Below are 18,663 nucleotides of genomic sequence, written 5' to 3' on the forward strand. Positions count from 1 at the left end.
AAAAATGCTTGCGATCGCCTCTCAGCAGGTTACTATCGACTGAATAACTTGCTGATTTAGAATTTGATCCCGCTCACATGTTATCCTCTCAATCCCCCTCAATTTATACTGTCAGCCGCCTTAATCAGACGGTGCGTTTGCTGCTTGAGCAGGAAATGGGACAGGTCTGGATCAGCGGTGAAATCTCTAACTTCACACAGCCTGCTTCCGGTCACTGGTACTTTACGCTAAAAGACGACACCGCTCAGGTGCGCTGCGCGATGTTCCGCAACAGCAATCGTCGCGTGACGTTCCGCCCTCAGCATGGCCAGCAGGTTCTGGTTCGCGCCAACATTACCCTGTATGAGCCGCGCGGCGATTATCAGATTATCGTCGAGAGCATGCAGCCCGCCGGTGAAGGCTTGTTGCAGCAGAAGTACGAGCAGTTAAAAGCCATGCTTTCGGCTGAGGGATTGTTTGACCAGCAGTTTAAAAAGCCCCTGCCCTCACCTGCCCACTGTGTTGGAGTTATCACCTCGAAAACCGGCGCGGCGCTGCACGATATTTTGCACGTCCTGAAGCGCCGTGACCCTTCCCTGCCCGTCATTATCTACCCAACTGCCGTTCAGGGTGACGATGCGCCGGGGCAGATCGTGCGCGCGATTGAGCTGGCGAATGCGCGTCAGGAGTGCGATGTCCTGATCGTCGGGCGCGGCGGCGGCTCGCTGGAAGACCTGTGGAGCTTTAACGACGAGCGCGTGGCGCGGGCAATCTTTGCCAGCCTTATCCCTGTGGTGAGCGCCGTCGGCCATGAAACGGATGTGACGATAGCCGATTTTGTCGCGGATTTACGCGCGCCCACGCCGTCCGCGGCGGCAGAGGTGGTCAGCCGTAATCAGCAGGAGCTGCTGCGCCAGATCCAGAACGGGCAGCAGCGCCTGGAGATGGCGATGGACTACTTCCTCGCCAACCGTACCCGCCGCTTTACCCAGCTTCATCATCGTCTGCAACAGCAGCATCCGCAATTGCGTCTGGCGCGTCAGCAAACCGTACTGGAGCGTCTGCGTCAGCGGATGAACTTCGCGCTGGATAACCAGCTTAAGAGAGCGATATCGCGCCAGCAGCGCACGACTCAGCGTCTGAACCAGCAGAATCCGCAGCCGAAGGTTTATCGCGCACAAACGCGGATCCAGCAGCTTGAGTTCCGCCTCGCGGAAAATATCCGCTCACGCCTGAGCGCCACCCGCGAGCGTTTTGGCAATGCGGTCACCCATCTGGAAGCCGTCAGTCCACTCTCCACGCTGGCCCGCGGCTATAGCGTGACCACCGCGACGGACGGCAAAGTGCTGAAGCAGACGAAGCAGGTTAAAGCAGGGGATGTGCTCACCACCCGGCTTTCTGACGGCTGGGTCGAGAGTGAAGTGAAAGAGATCAAACCGGTGAAAAAAACGCGTCAGCGTAAAAGCGGATAAATCTTCGCCGGTTACAAACTATACTGCTGCTATTGCCTTTTTTAATAAGGAGAGCAGCATGCCCCATCTACATAGCGTCATCCCTCCGTATATTCTTCGCCGTATTATCGAAAGCGGTTCTGAGCCGCAGCAGCGCTGCGCCCGTCAGACCTTAACCCACGTCCAGACGCTGATGGCCCATATGCCGGGCAAACCCGCCGCGCCGCATGTGAATAAAGCCGGTCAGCTTGAGCGTGACATCTACGATGCGAAACAGACCCAGGAGCTGCCGGGTACGCAGGTACGCTATGAAGGCCAGCCCTCCAACGGAGATGTGGCGGTGGATGAAGCGTACGATTATCTGGGTATTACCCATGATTTCTTCTGGAAGGAATATCAGCGCGATTCGCTCGATAACAAAGGGCTGATCCTCACCGGCACCGTGCACTATGGCCGTGAGTATCAAAACGCCTTCTGGAACGGCCAGCAGATGGTCTTTGGCGATGGCGACGGGGAAATCTTCAACCGCTTTACCATTGCCATCGACGTGGTAGCGCATGAGCTGAGCCACGGCGTGACGGAGACCGAAGCCGGACTCATCTACTTTGAACAATCGGGCGCGCTGAACGAGTCGTTATCCGACGTGTTCGGTTCGCTGGTGAAACAATACCATCTTAAGCAAACCGCCGATCGGGCAGACTGGCTGATTGGTGAAGGGCTGCTGGCGGAGGGCATCAACGGGAAAGGGCTTCGCTCCATGTCTGAACCCGGCACGGCCTATAACGATCCGCTGCTCGGTAAAGATCCGCAGCCCGGGCATATGAAAGATTTCATTAAAACGCGCGAGGATAACGGCGGCGTACATCTTAACTCCGGTATCCCCAACCGCGCGTTTTACCTGGCCGCAACGGCGATCGGTGGCTACGCCTGGGAAAAAGCGGGTTATGCCTGGTACGACACGGTTTGCGATCGCAACCTGGCGCAGGATGCGGATTTTGATGCCTTTGCAAAACTGACGATAGCGCACGGCGAGAAACGCTCCGGTAGCGACGTTGGGGCGGCTATAAAACAAGCCTGGGAACAGGTAGGAGTGCTGTAAATGCAGGTTCCGGAACTGACGGATGACGCCGTGGTTGAGCTGGCCCGGGAAGGCGGCGTCGCTTTTATCCCTAAGCTGAGCGGCCAGCGCACCATTGCGCTCTCCTCGCTTAATGAGGCCCAGCGCCAGCGCCTGGTGAGCATTCTGGAGCAGGCTTTTCCGCGCGGCCAGCCGCCCGGGCAAGCCTCTTCCCCCGGCAGAGGTGACCAGCGCTATTTCCGCATCCAGATTATCTGGACCGGCCAAAATCAGGCGCACTACGCCGATATCATCGTGCTGGTACCCGAGCAGGAAGCACCCGAGTCGCTGGTGGAACTGTGGCAGAAAGGTGAAGGCTGCGTGTGCGATTAACCTTCAGCCCGAACAAACTCCACGCGTTTTTTAGAGATAAGACCGTGGCCGTTCTGGCAAAAGTAATCCACCGCACCGCAGGCCTTGAGTACCTGAAGCGGTTGATGGCAGTCAGGGCAGCGCGCTTTGAGGGGAATATCGTTATTGCAGCTGTCGCAGTGCGCGATACCGTTTTGCGGCTCGAGCGCTGCGTGGCAATCCGGACAGGTTATCGACATGCTCTCTCCTGTTGAGGTGGGCCGGGGCTGGATAACTGCCCCGGCAGGCTGAATAGTATCAGGCTTCGGTAGCCGGTTTTGTCTGCACATTTTCCAGCATGCGACGCACCGGAACAATGAGGACGATCAGCACCGCAGCACAAATCAACAGCGCGATGGAGCAACGGGCAAAGAGGTCTGGCAGCATATCCAGCTGGTCGGCCTTCACGTGACCACCAATCAGGCCCGCAGCCAGGTTACCCAGCGCACTGGCGCAGAACCACAGGCCCATCATCTGACCGCGCATTCTTTCCGGCGCCAGCAGGGTCATGGTTGCCAGACCAATCGGACTCAGGCACAGTTCCCCGAGCGTCAGCATCAGGATACTGCCCACCAGCCAGAACGGAGAAACCCCTGCTCCACCGTTGCTCAGCACGTTCTGTGCCGCCAGCATCATCAGGCCGAAGCCCGCCGCCGCGCACAAAATACCGATCACGAACTTGGTGATACTGCTCGGGCGAATATTATTGCTCGCCAGCTTCGGCCATGCCCAGCTAAATACCGGTGCCAGCAGAATGATGAACAGGGCATTAATCGACTGGAACCACACCGCCGGGATCTCAAAATCACCGATCATGCGGTTAGTGTAGTCGTTGGCGAACAGGTTGAAGGAGGTTGGCTTCTGCTCGAACGCGGACCAGAAGAACGCGGCGGAGACCAGCAGAATAAAGCATACCAGCAGCCTTGCGCGCTCTTTGCGATTCAGCCCGGCGAAGATGAACAGGTAGATGAAGTAGAGCGCGACGGAGGCGGCAATCACATATACCAGCACGCTGGCCACCGCGACCGGATTAATCACAATCACGCCCTGGGCAATCAACGTGACGATGATTGCAACACCCACAGCCAGCGCCAGCAGCCAGGCACCCACGCCGTTACGTTTCACTACTGGACTGTTCCAGGTGGAGTCCAGACCGACTTCGCTGTCGTAGCGCTTCATGGCCGGAACGGCAAACACGCGGAAGATAATCAGGGCGACCAGCATCCCGATACCGCCGATACCAAAGCCCCAGTGCCAGCCGTGGGTTTTAATCAGCCAGCCGGAAATCAGAGGAGCAATGAACGAGCCCATGTTGATGCCCATATAGAACAGCGAGAAACCGCCGTCACGACGCGCATCGCCCTTTTTGTAGAGGGTACCGACCATGACCGAGATACAGGTCTTGAACAGGCCGGAGCCGAGCACGATGAACATCAGGCCGATGAAGAACAGGTTGTCGCCCATAATGGCCGACAGGGCAATCGACAGGTGCCCAAGTGCAATCAAAATCGAACCGTACCAGACGGCCCGCTGCTGGCCGAGCCAGTTATCCGCCAGCCAGCCGCCCGGCAGTGCGGCGAGGTACATGGTGCCCGCGAAGATGCCGACAATCGCCGAGGCGTTTTCACGCGCCAGGCCCATTCCGCCGTCATACACGGTGGCGGCCATAAACAGGATCAATAGCGGGCGAATACCGTAAAACGAGAAACGCTCCCACATCTCGGTGAAGAACAGCGAACCGAGCGGATAAGGATGGCCGAAGAAGGTTCGGCTCTCTTTTTGATTAACAGAGGATTGCATAATTCTCCCGAAAGGTATGTGTCGTGCTTGTAAACACCAGCATGTACGCCGAACGGTTACGTATCCGATCGATTTTTTACATGCGGCGAAATATTGGTTAACCATTTGATAACCAGGCGCTAGTTTTGTCTAGTACCGAACCTTGGACTTTAAGATGAAAATTCGACGATTGTCTACTTTCTTAGATATAAACATGGTTAAAAGCGAATAGTGATTGACATCACACAGGGAAGGCAGACCTTTTGAATGAGCGAAAAAAACCCGCGACAGGCGCGGGTTTTAGTGAGTTCGGTAAGAATTATTTGCTTTTCTTAATGTGAAAGACAATAAAACCAACAAGTACATTGTTATATATAGAAATTTATATATTAAACATTGATCTGTGTACACCCATGTGTACATGATTTTAGAAGGTGCTCACCTCTTCCATGCAAACTTGAGCATCGTCGCAATCTTACCGCTACCACTCTTATTGTATGATACCTCTATCCCACAATAAGGAACCTACCAGCCATGAGAATGACCAACCGCAAAAAAGAGATACTCAGCTACTTTGAACCTGATAGCCTCGATTGGGTTACTGGTGAGATTGGTGCGCCGCCGTTCGATGTGTCGGGCGTGGCCTACCTTCTTCATGGCATGGCGTCGTTCGATAAGCGCCACCAGCTCGAATCAACCCGGCGAACTCTTGAAAGTATGGTTGCTGGTGGGTTGCTTGAGCGTGTGACGGTGTATGAGTCTCGTCAGGTACGGCGCGGCGGTGAGACTAACGCAACGGTCGTGCGTTACGGTTTACCCGGTCATTGTGCTGTTATGCGCGATACTGGCGGCGCTGATAACGCAATATCAGGTGAATACATGCGGGTCAGTTAATAGCCTGCAATCTGTCGTTGATGCGGCTCAGGTCGTAAACCCGGCGTTCAATATCCAGCATCAGGAAATTGTGGATCTCGGCCTGCTCAGGATTATCAGACTCTCTGGCCTGTAATAGCAATTCATTGTAACCATGCAAGCCGCCTGAGTTTTCCGCCGGGGTGGTGCCTTTCCCACGCAGGCAGCTAATGGGCTGATTACTCGTATCGTGTGTTTGCTTCTCCAGCACAATGACGCAATCCCACCAGTCGCCAAAGTCATACGTGTAAACCAGCTTGTCACCATCATTCTGGAGCGCTGCCCATAGTGGTGTGATTGCCGCATTACCCATGCTTTCACCCTCACCCCATACGCGATACTCGCTACCTAGATCACCTTTACGGCCTTTCTCGAACATATACAGATGTTCGTCATTCCAGCCAAAAGCCAACTGGATCACCGCGTGAAGTTCACTAAAGGGGATTTGCTCTGGAACCAGCACACGCCGCCATATTGGTGGTTTGCTGTCTCGGATGGTTATCTTTAGCTGGTACATGCAAATCCTGAATAAATGCGAATCGGAAGGATAACGATACTGACGCACTCACAATTCTGTAAAGGTGAATAAAGGTAATTTGCTTAATACGCATAAGTTACATGGGGAATAATCCCGTATCTACCTGCGCGGCGCTGGCTTCTTCCACTGGTAGGCAGGCGCTCGCATCATCTCCCCGAACCGTTTACGCCGGACTGTATCAGCTTCAATAATACGCTCCATTTCCCGAACCTCTGCCGGGGTAAGCTGGTGGCCTTCATGCTCCAGCTTGGCGGCGGTCAGCGCTGCTATTTCACGTGGTGTCACTATGGCAGCCCCTGCTGTGGTGGATAACTGGCTGATTTTAGCTAATTCTGTCAGAAAACCAGAATATCGCTACAACTCCAGCCCTATAGCTCGCGCTGCTTTCCCCGTCTTACGCTCAACCACGCCCCTGATTCTATCTACTACCGGACTGAATGCCTGCCAGTAAGCCATCTCCATAACTGATAACTCTGCCCGCTTCCTGTCAAACGTAGCCCAGCGCATCCCCTTTGGTTTTGGGAACATGCGAATGTCATTAAACAGATTATTGGTAAGGTCATTGTTGCCCCAAATCGTGTATCGCTGCTGGCGTATCTTCATGCGCATCCTGTCCAGTCTGTCGGCGCTCTGGCATTTGTAGTGGAGTTTCCAGCATTCCCGGCAACCAATATCTTTCTTGCCGATATACAGCTTTGCAGCCCGTTTCATACAGTGGGGACAAACGTACCATTCCCGGACGCCATACCCGGCCTTCGTGGTTATGGTGCGAATAGCCCGCGTCACGCCGTTGATTGTCATGGCGTAGCTGTCGGCTTGCCGGAAGGTATACAACATTCCGCTTTCGGTCTGGGTATAAAGCTGCGTACCCGGTTCAGCATCCGCCAGCCTGCTACGCATGTTCGCAAGGAATGGCAACCCTATACGGGGCAGGTCGGTCGTATAGCTGCGCGTTCTGTCTCTCACTACGTGAATTTCCTCGCAAAATGAATACGAAATAATATGAGTATTTTAGTGCAAATCACGCATCACTTCTGCGAAATGGCTCCGGTAAACTCCAGCGGTGGTTCGGGTTGAAGCCTGATTCTGAAAAGTAACCACTCTGCTTTTTTTGTTTGTCATGCAAACTGACTGGATAACGTGCGGCAATGGCATATGAGGGGGATCGGCGCATGGATGGTACGCACGCTGAATGCGCAGTTTTGCCGCGTACCTGACTGCGCACCATGCACCGTGTTTTGGGATGGGTTAGTTAGCCAATATTGCTTTAGCCCTTTGCTGGAGAGGCTTTTCTGTCGATCCCTCACCGCAATCCTTCCAGAACAATCCAAATTTCGTGAGCTTTTCGTCGCCTACCTGACTGCGTACTGCGAACCAGTGGCGCGAATCTGAATATTTTGGACGGCCTAAATCACGATCAGGCGTCTAGCCCGCCGCTGGTGCGGATCTCTATTTATTCGGCGGTCCAATCCGTCAAGAACAGTCTAATATTTTGTAGCCCTTTCATGGGGCAGGAGGCGTAAAGCAATAAAAAAGCTGGCGGTAACATCCCTGCCAGCTTTTTTAACTATCTCCTTGGAGGCAATATCCCTTTCGGCCTCTGTTGGTTAAACATCTCATCCAGGGCCGCTTTTCTCCCAACTTTATACATTCGGGATTCAATCTGCCGTAAATTTTCCTCTGTAATGCCATTTGTCGTGTGAATAGTCACATTCATCTGCTGGTGAATGACTGCGCCACCGCCTCCCTGCATATCCTTGTTACTTATCACCCGCCCGTTGTCGCCCGGTATCATGTACTGGCTGCCATTGGCCGCCTGGAATATCTCAGGCTTTCCGTGCTCACCTACACGATACATTGAGCTGCCATTTACTGGCCCACCGTTGTAACGAGCACCACCAAACAGCCCAACCATTGCAGGAATAGCAGCCGACATAGCCGCCATGCCGATAGTTGACGCCTGCCCCATCGTGGCGATGTTTGTAGCTGCCGCTGCTGGAGCCATAGAAGCCGTAATACTCGCACCTGTTGCCGCGGCGCTTGTTGCGGCGGTAGCGTTAGCAGACTGAGCCATCACCGCGCTTTTAACGTACTCCATCCCCATCTGTACCAGACTGCCAACAACACTGTTTAGGATTGTAGTGCCGATGTTAGCGAAGGATTCTTGCAGGCTTTGAGTGCCGTTAATAAGACCGGTAATGGCGCTACTGGCCCCACTTTGCAGACCATCCAGAGATGATGCCAGCAACTCGTTAGCCTGGCTTTGATTGCGGAAAATTTCCCACTGCGCCTCAATGCGCTGCTGTTCGTACTGTGTTTCCTGTGCGGTTCTGAGCGCGAGATACTGAGCGTCTGTTGTCTGTTTGGCAGCGATGTATTCCGCATAAGTCAGTTGGCCGTTTTTATACGACTGGCTTAGAACGGCCTGCTCCTGCTGCTGGTACTGCTGCATGAGCTTCAGTTTTTGAGTATTCTCATTAGCCAGTTGTTGAACCGGGTCAACCTGTCCTCTAGCCTCGGCAATGGGGTTAACAGATGCCTGCTCTGCTCTGATTTTGGCTAAATTAACCTGGTGCTGCTGCTCAAGCTGCTCACTCGCCTGGTAATATTGCTGCTGCGAAAGGATGAGCTGACCGTTCGCGTCCCTCTGGTCTTTCAGACTCTCCAGAGCTTTGCGCTGGACATTGTAATTGGCGTTCTCTTTAAGTTCAGGGACAGCATTTTGAGCTTTGAGAGCTGCGGCTTTATCCCATGCAGCTGCGGCATCCTTTTCTACTTGGGCAATTTGCTGAGGAGTAGGGTTAGCTAACTTCTGGCGAGCGGCAAGAATCGCCTGCTCCCTGGACAGATCGCTGGTTGAATCTGCTGATATATCTGCTTTCTGCCGATATTCATTGAGGACTCTTGCATTACGCTCCGCCTGAGACTCAGCTTTCTTGGCTGCTGACACTGCTGCGCTTTGCTCGTTACGCTCATCCTTTGCTGATTTTAAATTAGCTTGTTGCTGCTGGTATGTCTGGAGCCTGACATTGTAATAGTCTCGGAATGCCTGAGTACCTTCCTTAAGCCCCTGTGTTTCGGCGTCACGCCATGCCTGAGCTTTTAACTTTTCGTCGCCAGTCTGCTTGGTAATGAACAGCTCCTGCCTTGCCAGCTGTAGCGCTCTATCCTGGCTGGATGTCAGAGAGTCTGTCATCTCTTTTAGTAACTTCAACCTACGAGTGGCATCAGCGCTACTGGTTACTATTTTCAGAAGCTTATCCGCATACTCCTGTGCTGTATCAGCCCCTTTAGAAGCACCGCTACCAAACTCCTGTAATGTTCTGACTAAGGAGTTTAGTTTTTCGTCTGATGGATTTTTGCTGATGTCTGATAATTGCTTTGCGAACTGGTAAGCCTGCTGATCACTAATATCGAATTTACTGGAAAGGACCCCTACTGTCGCAATCATAGAATTCATCGCAGTTTGCCCCGCTTGTCCGCTAGCGGCGGCCTGCTTCAGAGCATCGCTGAAATTATTTGTTGTGATATTGAGAGTGGACAAGTAGCCATCAAATAACTTAACGCTGGCATATCCATTACCAAGTGAGGAGACTAAAGAATCGCCAAATGTAATAAAGTCGCTTGATGCGTTCTGTACCTCTTTGGATACCTTAGATAAGGCTGACTGAAGCTCTAGCTCGGCTTGTTTTCTCATTAATGTGGCTATAGAGGCGTTAATTTTAGCCAGCTCTGCATACTTATCTGAATACGCAGCCACGCCATTTTGAGAAACTGTTATCACTTTATCCATTGTTTCGACGGCTTCGGATAAAGCATCAGTGGCACTCTTGCCACCTTTGAGGGATGAAATTAGTACGCCACCAATCACTGAGCTCAATGCTATTACAGCACCTACTACCGCCCCGCCCGGACCAAATGCGCCAGCCAGTTGAGAACCCTGCTGGCTAAACGCTAACAATGCCGACTGTCCGCCCTGCACCTGTACGATGAAGTCATTTACCTGATAACCCGCCTGCTGCATGGTGGATTTCCAGTTTTTAGTTCCCTTTGCCCCTGCCTCCGTGCCGTTCTTCATGTCGTACAGCCGGCCAGTCAAATCGGCTATGGACTTTTTCTCTTCCTCAGTGGCATTACTCCCGGCCCGGAGCTGAGCAGCCAGAATAGCGGCGCTTCTGGTGCTACCCTCTTGCTGTTCTTCAAGGATAGCGAGCTGGTTGCCCAGCGATTCTATGATTGATTCTGCCCGGCTAAATTCAGAGCTGGCGCTGCTGACTCCGGATCTGGATTCGAGAATAGCCCGTGTTAGAGAGTTAATATTGGTATTAAGCTTTCCTACCGCCCCCTCTACTGCGGCGACATTCCGGGACATAGCCCCCGCAGCGACATTGGTATCATCGATAGCGGAGCTTGTCTGCTTGAGCGTTCCACCAAGGTTGTCAGCAGCTTTGTCCGCTCCGTCGAAATTTGACTGTAATTGTGAAAGGAATTTATCGACCTGCTTATTGGCTTTTAGCAGTTGGTCTGTTTCTGCTTTGATGATATAGACAACTGATCCGACTTCCATAGCCCCTCCTTAGTGAACTACACGTTTGTTGCTATTCATCAGGCCATTCCTGAGCATACTTTCTATCACCAGTGCGCCATGCGCTGTAATCCGGTATTCGCGCCCGTTAATATCAATTAACCGCACCAGTAATTTATATGCCGAAGCTTCCTTGTCAGCGTCTTCACGAACGGCAGAGATAACATTGTCCACCAGCCCAGATGACAATTTATGGGGAACTACACGCCCTGAGGCGCCGTTATATTCAACTGTATTTCCGCCGGTCACTCGTTCCAGTTCACGAACATAGGTTTCTGCGATGGTATCTGCCAGCCTGGTTAACTGCTCCATTACGCCTCCTTCGGCATATTCAGGGCGCGATCCATTAGCTGACGCGCGATGACGTGAATTGTTGGGGCGAGACCCAGCGGGGATTTTTTACGCTCCTGCTCCTGCAGGGCTCGAAGCTGTTCAATTTGGCCACGACTGAGCAATACTGGTTTAACTGATGGTGTAGCCATTTAGCACCTCCTGATATTTATACAGTAATTATACTTGCATAATCAGCAACGGCTAATAACTTAATTGCGAATATTGAAATGATTATTTAATGCTCACGATCGATTTTATTGATGCGTTAACCATAAAAAACCCCGACTGAGCGGGGTTCTTCGTTACTGGCAATTTTTTGCCCTCAAATCATATTGATCTCTTTGTAGCTTCATAAGATCAATATTTGCCGGATCTTTATATCGGCTTAGCAGCGGATATTTTGATTGTTTTATGGTGACAATTTTCTTATCGCCGACAGTATAAATAAATCGCGCACCTATACGGCTTACGTCTGTATGTCCAGATACAACGCCACAGATGGCAGCACGTTTATCATGGCGATAAATCTTAAGGTCGGAAAATGTAAGGCCCTTGCTGACATTGAAATCATTATCGCAGACAGCTACCGCCGCACTGTTCGAGGTCACTCCGCCGGAGGCCATAACTTTCCAGTTATCACATTCGCCTGGCTTATAGTTACTCGCCAGCTCTTTACTTACAGCTTCTTGCGCACTCCCTATTAATTGTTCGTCAGTCTTCTCACCGCAGCCGGTAAGCGTCAGAGCGATGGCGCATATAGCCCAGACAACCTTCATGTCTTTATCCCCTAAAAGTAAATGTGAATAAAGCCTATCAGCGTTTTGCTAAACGGGAAACAGCCCGTACTTACTGGCCTCCCGTTCCATTACCATTGCCTAAACAGCCTTGCCCTTCAGCCTGAATGCTTCGCCGTTCGGTCTGGCAATTCCCATGCGGTGTTGTGTCTCAGTGACTGCTTTATGCAGATCGCCATAATCATCGGTTTTCACTGGCGGGCGCTTCGCATTCGTCAGACACGTATCACGGCGCTGCTTTACCCATTCCCGATCATCGTCCTCAGCACAAAACATCATGACTTCCTGCCAGCGTGTCGCTGCCCTGCGATACAGCCCCTTTGCTTCCAGAGCCTCGGCTTTACTGTCGTTTACCATGCTTATCTCCCTCAGAATGGTGCTTCATCGTCGAATGGTGGGCGCTGGTCGTATTCATCACGGGATGGCTGCTGCGCACGTCTCAGTGCGTCCGTTGCCTGCCCCTGCTGTCCTGCCTTCCCGCCGGGGCGCACCGTTCTTGCGCTGATCACACTGTCGGCAATCACCTGATATCCGGTCTGTGTGCCACCGTCCTGCCCTGTCCACTGGTTCACCTGCATATTGCCCGCCACGCTCACAAGGTCGCCTTTCCGGTGCTTTGCCAGCGCATCGGCCTGCTTTCCAAAAGCAATAACGCCCAGCCAGAAGGTTGACTCTCCCGCCTCTGCCGCATTACAGGGGAGTGACACCGCCAGCCGTGCCATAGCCATGTTGTTACCATTCGTTGTGGTGCGGGTCTGGGGATCTGCCACCAGCCGCCCGTATGCTGAAATTTGTGCTGTCATTATTACCTCACTGGATTATTAGTTTTGCTAATGACGATTTCTTAACGTGGGACACCTGCCGATTTTTTTTCATAGTAAGCAGAAATAGTGTTGTCTCAGTTGTCTTTGTTGTCTCACGGCGCTACAGGCCGCGCCACGTCTGGATTTGGCCGAGACAACATTGATGGTTTTGTGTTGTCTCACGCAGGGTAAATGTTGTCTCACTGCCAGCCAGGCAAAAAATCACACTTTCCCTATGTTGTCTCAAAACAGCTAAATGTTGTCTCGCTGTTGTCTCAGGAAATGAAATAAAAACCTTATAAATCAATTCAATTTACAAATTGAGACAACAAAGACAACCGAGACAACACTAAAACTACGCATGTGAAAAAAGATTACTCCTCTGGCTGGCCGCTTTCCTCTGCCATAAAGTTGAGCACATAAACGCGGATTTGCCTGCCATCCTCTCGCACACGCCCCTGATAACCTCTGCCGCTGGTCGGCGGGGTGAGCATCCCGACACGTTTAAGTACCTCAGCAAACTGTTTGGCATTGAATCCCCTGGCTATCTCCTGCTCGAAGGTCGCCGGGAAGGTGTAGAAAATTATCGGGTCGCTTTCGTGGTTCCCCTTCTTCCTGTATCCGGCTAAATCACGGATGGGTAAATCACGGGGGTCATAACCCAACGGTGCGTAGCGACTCAGGCCATGCGCATTCAAAAACGCCTCCGTCTGCTCAATAATCTGCTGGTGCTCTTTGTTCCCCGTGCCGAACTCACGCAGCCAAGCGTTGTAACTGTGCTGTATCGCATCACGGCACGTCTGAGCATCCCACCCGGTTACTACCTCGCCCAGCAGCAAAGCAGCCTCCAGAATGGCAAAGCGTGCGGCCACGCGGTGAACCTGCTCGCCATAGTCTGCAGGAATAAGACTGCGCCAGCGGGCTTCACACTCACGCACGGTATCAATGGCCTGCTGCTGGTGGTCTGCCAGCCACCCGATCCACTCCCGCCCGGCAGCGCCGTGATGGTGCTGGTAAGCGTCTTTCAGCGCGTCGGCGTGCTGTTTGCCGTTCTGGTGGTCGTGGAAGCGCACCGCCTTACTCAGCGGGATATTCAGCAGGCGCACCAGTTGCCCGGCTTTGGTCTTGCGTCCGGCGGTGGCTATGAAGGTTTCTAAGTCCATTTCCCCGGTACTGATCGCCACGGTGCGCCAGCGCTTTAAATCCCGGTTGCCGCCTTCCTTCGCCCCCTGCAATTTCCCCACGCCGTTAAACAGCGCGTAAGCAGACTGAGACACGCTTACCGGGTCTGCCCCTTGTCCGACTTCATCCAGTGGCATCAGCCCGTCATTGTGTGCTGCGGCTTCGTTTGCCAGCCCCAGCGCCGTGCCGTACCACGTCAGGCGCAATAAGTCCGGGTTGCCGTACAGACTGCTGGCGACGTTCGCTGTGGTGGTCTTACCCGCGCTCGACTGTTCATAGAAGTGAATCCCGAAACCATCAGCACCCGCCAGCCCGATTAACGGGGCTGCCAGTGCGGCGGCAATGCCTGTCATCATCGCGTAGTTACCGTATGCCAGCCGCGCAACACTGTTACGCCAGCTCTCTGAGGTTCCCGCCACGGTGTACCCGGCAGCGGCAGAACTGCGGCCACTGAATAAAACGGGTTGCGCAGGTGCGCCGATTATCTCCCCATCCGGCATGATGTATGCCCCGCACTGCCAGCCAGTAGCGTGAGCAACACGCCACAATTCACGGGAGCCGCTACGCTGTAGCCAGTCGGCCAGAATCGCCCGTAAGCTGCTTTTCGTGGTGACATTAACCCCGCCCGCTTTCAGGGTGCGCCAGCCTTCGCGCTCCCCGATATCAGCCAGGGGGATAGCCGCTGTTGTCGGTATGCCTGCGCCAAAGGCCAGCCAGCGCAATATCAGATACTGATCCTTATCGTCCCGCCCGGTGCCAATAACGTCCATCGGTGAGGCCAGCCAGCTTTCATTGTTGATAATCTCGCCGCTTTCCTTGTCCACTTTAGGCGTGATCCAGTAAACGCCATCTTTGCGGCTCTCAATGCGCGGTTTTAGAGGGTCTTTCTCTGGCTGGTCAGTTTTACCGCCCTCAATGGCCTGTAGTTGTGGTTTCACGCATTCCCCCTGCGGCTGGTACATCGAATCGTTAAACGCAGCCGTAGCGACTTCCAGCCCGTGTTTCTGGTGGTAGTCGTTCCAGTCAGCTTTGCTGTCAGTCGGTGGCAGCGATACCCAGCCAGCCACGGATAAAGCCGCTTTCTCTGCGGCCTCCTTCCCGATGTTGGTGGCTCCGGTTTCGGAGGCTGCTGTAGGGTGGTCGTTATCTGCGGCGATAATAATTTGCGACTGCGGGTGTTTCCGGCGCATTACTCCGGCAACGTGGATCAGGTTCCCGGCGTCAATTGCCGCCACTGTGAGCGCCTCCGGGCGCATCAGGTGAACAGACAGAGCGGTAGCCAGCCCCTCGGCAATTAATACGCTCTGCGGCTGTTCTGGTGCGTTTACGGCGTGATATGCCCCGCGCTTCGCTGAACCTGTCAGAAGTCGCTTCTCTCCCTGCGGTGTAATGGTCTGCGCTGCTGCCACTGCGCCGGATTCGTCCACCAGCTCCAGCAATAACGAACCATCCGGCATAACCGGATAGTTAAACCCGGTCAGCCCTTTTGATTGCAGGTACTCAGATTCGCCCCGTGTGACGCTCTGGCGCATTCCGGCATACAGACGGGCAAACGTAGCCCTTCGCTGCTCTGCGTCCTCTGCTGCCTGTTTCTGGCGCTCCTGCTCACGCTGCTGGCGGTCAGCCTCCAGTTGCTCCCTTCTCTGGCTCGCTGCCGCCGGGTCGGTTTGCGCTGCCCGGTAATCAATACCCAGCACATCAGCGGCAAGCTGTGCCGCCTCTGTGGTGTCGCAGTTGTTCACCTTCTTAATCAGGTCTAAACCGTCGCCAGCGCCGCACTGGTTGCAGATAAAGCTGCCGCGCCCGTTATCATCAAACCGGAAGCGATCCGTACCGCCGCACGCGGGGCAGGGGGTATGACGGCGTGATGAATCAGGCACGTCGATAGACATGCCAGCCAGCACATAAGGCCAGTTACCAGCAGCGGCGGCGGTCACTTCGCGGATAAGGTCGATATTACGCATGGTTGCCTCCTGCCACGGTCGCGCCCATGTCGGCGGTCATATTGCCCCACGCCTCTAATCCCGCATCAGTCAGCCCGCCAGCATTAACGCATCGTGACAGGTACGCTATCCCGATACTTTCCCACTGAGCCGCCGGGTAATGCTCTTTGATTGCTTTCAGCGCGTAGCCGTCCACAAGGTCGCGCATTCCCTTTGTGCCGCCCAGAATGTTCACACGGACGGACTCGCCGGCCGCATCAATCACGAAATACTCGTCGCCGCTGGTGGCGGTGACGTGGCTATACAGCGCCGCTGCGTACTGATTTGCCAGCGCATTCAGTCGGAAGTTTTTGGTAATCATGTCGCCCCCTCAGTGCGCCGCTGGCATTTCAGGCCAGCCGTTTTCATCCAGATCGGCAATGAAGTGATCGTGTAGCTCTGCCAGCGTTTCACGCCCGAATGGGGTCAGCTCTCCGCGTTCCGCATCCAGCATGGCGCGGTAGAACACAATGGCGTTCTCTGTTCCCTGCTCAACGCCGTAGCGCTCAATCATTGCGCCCTCGATGTTGTTCGCCATCGCCAGCCGTTCAGCAAACGGGTAAATCACAATGCCCGCTGTGCCATTGGAGTAAATCGCCACCTGCGACGATGTGCCGTCAGACTCTGTAACGGTGGTTGTGCCGTTATTACGCTTCATCTCAGAAATGAACGTCGCAGCAATCAGCCAGCGCCACATTGTTACTTCGTGCTGCGCTGTAAAGGCGAACCAGCCACGCTCCCCGCCGTCAGCCACTGCCAGATGCAGGGTAAATCCTTCATCAGGGATGTCGTCATACCTGCCGCTATCGAGATGAGTTACCGCGTCTGAATAGGGGACAAGGCAAACATGCTCATACATCCCGGCATCATTGCGGGTCATGATGTTTACGCCGTGCGGTGTGGCTTCTGCGTGGAACAGGTCGGGATTTCCCGGTTTAATGGTCAGTACGTTGCTCATGCTTTGCCCTCCCGATATTCACGCATTACATGGTCAGCCAGCTTGCTTTCAGCCTCGCTCATTGCTTCTGGTACACCGTGTAACAGCGTCAGAATGGAACCAATCAGGCGCGGTAAATCGGGATCTGTTTTATTGGAGGTGCTCTCCAGCCACATGGATAAAACAGCCTGTGCCTGTTCAATCTGGCAGGCAGCATCAATCAGTTGTAACTGGCTCATGCGCTGGCCTCCGCATCAATCAGGGTGGCATCGACAATAGCCAAAACCTTCATCAGCCAGCACTGGACGGCTGCTGTTTGCTCTGCGTCCATGTGCGGGGCTAATTCGGTCATTACGTGAGCCAACCCATCGCGGGCGCGGGTCATCCGTTCTGCTGTACGGTCTGCCAGCGTAAAATCATCCGGGTAAGCCTGCTCGCGGGATAACATCGCTTCGGCTTCAAGCTCGGACGGATGGCGGTATAAAGCGTTAATGTTCATGCGGCCACCTCCAGACGGATACGGCCTGCAAAGAAACAGACGTGATCCCGCGCCAGCGTGCGGCGAGCTTCGCGCTCAGTTTCAGCAGCAATGTGATGGATTTTGGCGGTAATTGTCGGCATGTCGCGGCGAACGGCAGCGATTAACCAGATAAATTGCGGATTTTGGGTAGGGGTAGTAGCCATTATGGCAGCCTCCTGTAACTGGGATTTATTCCCACCACCGGAAACGCCAATTTCACTGGTGGTGAGCTGAACAGGGTTGGCGTAACCGGCGTTACAGGAAACCGGCGCGGATCGCTCCGCCCCCATCCAGCCCACCATTACTTTTTGAGCAATATGGGCTATAGCCATATCGCTGGGAAAGAGGGGTGCAGATGCGAGGACACAAAAAAAGACGCTCGGCGCGTCATGTGTCGCCTGTAACATTATCAGGACGCCAATCCCGGCACCAGATTTTGCTGGTGCGCTATAACCATAAACCGGGTTGGCGATAGTCGGCAAGCCCTTTTTTATGGACTCCAGAAACTCACCTTCGCGCGTGCGCGTACTGGTCTCGAAACTCTCCTCGTCACCACGACGAGAAAATGAGGAGCTGGCATTAGCTGGCACTGTTATGCCAGCTTCGCATTCATGCGCGTGCGTACTTGTCCCGAAAACACCAAGATTTGTAAAGATCTGGTGGTGGCAAATGTCAGGTTTTGACAGGTTCCAAACGTCGCTATTTGTCGCAATCTGGCGGCGGGCTGCTTTGCTCCAGACGTTAACATTTGCATACATCAGGCCAGCCAAGGGAAAGGCTTTATTCTGGACGGTGGGCATTAGTGAACCTCCGGCAATTGAGGTTGATATTTGCGCCATAATTCAACTTCTTCGGCGATAAGGCGGGACTTCTCACCTTTGCAGGCTTGCAGGTCTTTACCGCGCTTGCTGGCCTTCTTGTCGTAAGCTGCTTTGCGTTTGCTGTGGTCGTTCAGGAAGGCGAACGGCACACCATAGGAGCCTGTTTTACGAATAGACGGGATAACCTCACCAAATACCCACTCGCTGAATCGGTTGGCAGCCGTTCCGGGGATTGACGCTTTACGGCTGCGGGCGATCAGTTTGTAGAAACCAGACTCAGAGACAATTGTCATTGTCTGAATGCCACCAAGGGTGGGTATTGAATACCCCTCCTTTTCGTTGTCGTTCAGTCGGCGCATAGGCACTTTGTGATCCACAATTTCCAGTGCCGCACAAACATCCTTGGCAATAAACCACGGATCACCGCCCATATTGACGATGCGAACTTTGATGCCACCAAACCGGATAACAGAAATATCGCCCTCGACCGCTTGAGGAATAATTTTCTGGGTAACGCAGGATTGTGGGGCGGCCTCCGAATTGAATCGGCTTTTTTCGATAGTCATATTTTCGGCTCCG

Annotated in this window: 22 protein-coding genes; 4 read left to right on the forward strand and 18 right to left on the reverse strand. The window is 53.6% G+C overall.

From position 1 onward, the window contains the following. Positions 1 to 77 precede the first annotated feature (77 nt). From xseA to L3069_RS16175, 3 genes are read left to right on the forward strand one after another with little or no spacing between them, the layout of a single operon-like run. Positions 78 to 1,451 (forward strand): exodeoxyribonuclease VII large subunit, encoded by a 1,374-nt coding sequence (xseA, locus tag L3069_RS16165; protein WP_038416500.1) that lies wholly within the window; start codon positions 78 to 80, stop codon positions 1,449 to 1,451. Positions 1,452 to 1,509: 58 nt separating this feature from the next. After that, positions 1,510 to 2,529 (forward strand): M4 family metallopeptidase, encoded by a 1,020-nt coding sequence (locus tag L3069_RS16170; RefSeq protein ID WP_032623783.1) that lies wholly within the window; start codon positions 1,510 to 1,512, stop codon positions 2,527 to 2,529. Then, positions 2,530 to 2,880, forward strand: coding sequence for a protealysin inhibitor emfourin (locus L3069_RS16175; RefSeq protein ID WP_023300706.1), 351 nt, complete (start codon positions 2,530 to 2,532; stop codon positions 2,878 to 2,880). It begins immediately after the preceding gene. On the opposite strand, the gene L3069_RS16180 is transcribed toward L3069_RS16175, so the two are convergent. After that, positions 2,877 to 3,098, reverse strand: a complete 222-nt coding sequence (locus L3069_RS16180) for a zinc ribbon domain-containing protein (RefSeq protein WP_038416502.1) — start codon at positions 3,096 to 3,098, stop codon at positions 2,877 to 2,879. The genes L3069_RS16175 and L3069_RS16180 overlap by 4 nt on opposite strands. Before the next feature lie 58 nt (positions 3,099 to 3,156). After that, positions 3,157 to 4,698: a peptide MFS transporter gene (locus L3069_RS16185; RefSeq protein ID WP_023306697.1), complete on the reverse strand. Its 1,542-nt coding sequence runs from the start codon at positions 4,696 to 4,698 to the stop codon at positions 3,157 to 3,159. Between the two features lie 513 nt (positions 4,699 to 5,211). Between L3069_RS16185 and L3069_RS16190 the strand changes: the two genes are divergently transcribed. Further along, positions 5,212 to 5,571: a hypothetical protein gene (locus L3069_RS16190; protein WP_022651572.1), complete on the forward strand. Its 360-nt coding sequence runs from the start codon at positions 5,212 to 5,214 to the stop codon at positions 5,569 to 5,571. Here L3069_RS16190 and L3069_RS16195 read toward each other — a convergent pair. The 16 genes from L3069_RS16195 to L3069_RS16270 form a co-directional block, all read right to left on the reverse strand. Next, positions 5,564 to 6,106, reverse strand: coding sequence for a plasmid pRiA4b ORF-3 family protein (locus tag L3069_RS16195; protein WP_022651573.1), 543 nt, complete (start codon positions 6,104 to 6,106; stop codon positions 5,564 to 5,566). The genes L3069_RS16190 and L3069_RS16195 overlap by 8 nt on opposite strands. A gap of 120 nt (positions 6,107 to 6,226) precedes the next feature. Next, on the reverse strand, positions 6,227 to 6,412 hold the full coding sequence (locus L3069_RS16200; protein WP_032645661.1) for a hypothetical protein: 186 nt from the start codon (positions 6,410 to 6,412) through the stop codon (positions 6,227 to 6,229). A 69-nt stretch (positions 6,413 to 6,481) separates the two neighbouring features. Continuing rightward, positions 6,482 to 7,093, reverse strand: coding sequence for a hypothetical protein (locus tag L3069_RS16205; protein ID WP_022651574.1), 612 nt, complete (start codon positions 7,091 to 7,093; stop codon positions 6,482 to 6,484). Positions 7,094 to 7,694: 601 nt separating this feature from the next. Further along, positions 7,695 to 10,694 (reverse strand): tail protein (tape measure), encoded by a 3,000-nt coding sequence (locus tag L3069_RS16210; protein ID WP_100167749.1) that lies wholly within the window; start codon positions 10,692 to 10,694, stop codon positions 7,695 to 7,697. A 9-nt stretch (positions 10,695 to 10,703) separates the two neighbouring features. Beyond that, positions 10,704 to 11,024, reverse strand: coding sequence for a hypothetical protein (locus tag L3069_RS16215; protein ID WP_100167750.1), 321 nt, complete (start codon positions 11,022 to 11,024; stop codon positions 10,704 to 10,706). Next, a complete protein-coding gene (locus tag L3069_RS16220) occupies positions 11,024 to 11,194 on the reverse strand; it encodes a hypothetical protein (RefSeq protein ID WP_172754439.1) in 171 nt (56 codons plus the stop codon). The genes L3069_RS16215 and L3069_RS16220 overlap by 1 nt, the downstream gene beginning before the upstream one ends. Before the next feature lie 153 nt (positions 11,195 to 11,347). Next, positions 11,348 to 11,821, reverse strand: a complete 474-nt coding sequence (locus L3069_RS16225) for a hypothetical protein (protein WP_100167751.1) — start codon at positions 11,819 to 11,821, stop codon at positions 11,348 to 11,350. A gap of 99 nt (positions 11,822 to 11,920) precedes the next feature. Continuing rightward, positions 11,921 to 12,196 (reverse strand): PerC family transcriptional regulator, encoded by a 276-nt coding sequence (locus tag L3069_RS16230; protein WP_022651578.1) that lies wholly within the window; start codon positions 12,194 to 12,196, stop codon positions 11,921 to 11,923. An 11-nt stretch (positions 12,197 to 12,207) separates the two neighbouring features. Then, a complete protein-coding gene (locus L3069_RS16235) occupies positions 12,208 to 12,642 on the reverse strand; it encodes a single-stranded DNA-binding protein (RefSeq protein ID WP_100167752.1) in 435 nt (144 codons plus the stop codon). 374 nt (positions 12,643 to 13,016) lie between these two features. Further along, entirely contained in the window at positions 13,017 to 15,788 is a 2,772-nt protein-coding gene (locus tag L3069_RS16240; RefSeq protein WP_100167753.1) for a TOPRIM and DUF927 domain-containing protein, read from the reverse strand. Continuing rightward, positions 15,781 to 16,128, reverse strand: a complete 348-nt coding sequence (locus L3069_RS16245; RefSeq protein ID WP_000628971.1) for a hypothetical protein — start codon at positions 16,126 to 16,128, stop codon at positions 15,781 to 15,783. Before L3069_RS16245 ends, L3069_RS16240 begins: the two co-directional genes overlap by 8 nt. Before the next feature lie 9 nt (positions 16,129 to 16,137). Then, positions 16,138 to 16,764, reverse strand: a complete 627-nt coding sequence (locus tag L3069_RS16250; RefSeq protein WP_022651581.1) for a hypothetical protein — start codon at positions 16,762 to 16,764, stop codon at positions 16,138 to 16,140. Next, on the reverse strand, positions 16,761 to 16,982 hold the full coding sequence (locus L3069_RS16255; RefSeq protein ID WP_047724781.1) for a hypothetical protein: 222 nt from the start codon (positions 16,980 to 16,982) through the stop codon (positions 16,761 to 16,763). Before L3069_RS16255 ends, L3069_RS16250 begins: the two co-directional genes overlap by 4 nt. Continuing rightward, entirely contained in the window at positions 16,979 to 17,242 is a 264-nt protein-coding gene (locus tag L3069_RS16260) for a hypothetical protein (RefSeq protein WP_058648769.1), read from the reverse strand. Before L3069_RS16260 ends, L3069_RS16255 begins: the two co-directional genes overlap by 4 nt. Then, positions 17,239 to 18,102 carry a host cell division inhibitor Icd-like protein gene (locus tag L3069_RS16265; protein ID WP_232926138.1) on the reverse strand — a complete coding sequence of 288 codons (864 nt, stop codon included), beginning with the start codon at positions 18,100 to 18,102 and terminating at the stop codon, positions 17,239 to 17,241. The genes L3069_RS16260 and L3069_RS16265 overlap by 4 nt, the downstream gene beginning before the upstream one ends. Beyond that, positions 18,063 to 18,650 carry a BRO family protein gene (locus L3069_RS16270; RefSeq protein ID WP_022651585.1) on the reverse strand — a complete coding sequence of 196 codons (588 nt, stop codon included), beginning with the start codon at positions 18,648 to 18,650 and terminating at the stop codon, positions 18,063 to 18,065. The genes L3069_RS16265 and L3069_RS16270 overlap by 40 nt, the downstream gene beginning before the upstream one ends. Positions 18,651 to 18,663 lie beyond the last annotated feature (13 nt).

Origin of the sequence: Enterobacter cloacae complex sp. ECL411, assembly GCF_021869665.1 — a bacterium.
GTDB lineage: Bacteria > Pseudomonadota > Gammaproteobacteria > Enterobacterales > Enterobacteriaceae > Enterobacter > Enterobacter intestinihominis.